Here is a 1,266-nt window from a genome sequence, read left to right as displayed (position 1 = left end):
CCAACGGCCCCCGGCTACTGCGCCGAACGATCGAACCGCTCCTCCCCCACGCCGCCCGACTGGTCAGAGACCACATGCGCGAGCCCATGCCCGACACCCTGGTGCGCCTCGCCCGCCCCGGCGACTTCGGCCCGGCGGTCCTGGAGGCCACCGGCGGAAACCCGAGCTGGTGGCGCACGGTCCTGGAGAACGAGAGCAACCGCCGCACCGCGCGCATCGCCGCCGGCACGACCCTCCCGATGGCCGACGGCCGCGTCCTGGTCCTGCTCCACATCACCGCGATGCGCCAGGACGACCAGATCTTCCCCACCCTCGTGCACGAGCTGGTCCACGCCGTGCAGATGAGCCGCCCCCGCACCGCCGCCGACGCCCTGGCCCGCAACCGCCACCACCTCGGCATCGAGCGCCAGTCCCGCCGCTGGCTCGCCGACCACAGCGCCTCGATCGGCCGCGACGAGGAAGAGGCCTACCGCATCGAGCACCTCCTCGCCAGCTGACCCGCGCACCCACGCCGCCCCCTGCTCCCCAACACCGTCACTGCCTGACCAACTCCCAGAGGAGAAAGCCATGTTCAAGAGGAACGACACCGTCCGCATCGCCCAGAACCTGTTCCACGAGGAAGGCTCACGGTCCTTCGTCGGCGAGACCGGCACCGTCAACACCGCCAAGCCGGACGGCGTGACCATCGCCGGCCTCGACGGCCCCGACAGCACTCAGACGTACTGGTTCTCCAGCGACGAGGTCGAGAAGGCCTGACCGCCGCCTGCCCGACCGGCCGTGCCACCCGGACCGCTCCGCAGCCAGCGGTGCGGCCCGGGTGGTGCGGGGGACCGGACAGACCGCTCCCGGACCACCACGCGACGCCCTTGGAGGCAGCCCCGTGTCCGTCGGAGAAACCCCCGTCACCGTCGTCGGCAACCTGACCGACGACCCCGAACTGCGCTTCACCCCCGCCGGCGTGGCGATGGCCAAGTTCACCATCGCCTCCACCCCGCGCACCTACGACAAGAACACCGGCCAGTGGCGCGACGGCACCGCCCTGTTCCTGCGGGTCACCGCCTGGCGCGAGATGGCCGAGCACGCCACCGAGTCCCTCACCAAGGGAATGCGGGTCGTCGCCACCGGCCGCCTGGTCCAGCACAACTGGCAGACCCCCGAGGGCGAGAACCGCTCCATGCTCGGCCTCGACCTCGACGACATCGGCCCGTCCCTGCGCTTCGCCACCGCCAAGGTCACCCGCGCCCAGCGCCCCAACACCGCACCCGG

3 protein-coding genes are annotated in these 1,266 nt (G+C 72.0%); all 3 read left to right on the top strand.

Annotated features, from left to right (window positions below; all coding sequences use genetic code 11):
* Positions 1-497: hypothetical protein (locus IE329_RS39745; protein WP_229928157.1), on the top strand; the 497-nt coding region annotated here is incomplete at its 5' end.
* 70 nt (positions 498-567) lie between these two features.
* Positions 568-756: a hypothetical protein gene (locus IE329_RS39740; RefSeq protein WP_190215940.1), complete on the top strand. Its 189-nt coding sequence runs from the start codon at positions 568-570 to the stop codon at positions 754-756.
* 124 nt (positions 757-880) lie between these two features.
* On the top strand, positions 881-1,266 hold a 386-nt coding region (locus IE329_RS39735; RefSeq protein WP_190215939.1), incomplete at its 3' end, for a single-stranded DNA-binding protein.

This window comes from Kitasatospora indigofera (assembly GCF_014655955.1).
Classification (GTDB): Bacteria; Actinomycetota; Actinomycetes; order Streptomycetales; family Streptomycetaceae; genus Kitasatospora; species Kitasatospora indigofera.
The sequence above is the reverse complement of the archived record's forward strand: the minus strand, read 5'-3'. Positions and strand labels throughout refer to the sequence as shown.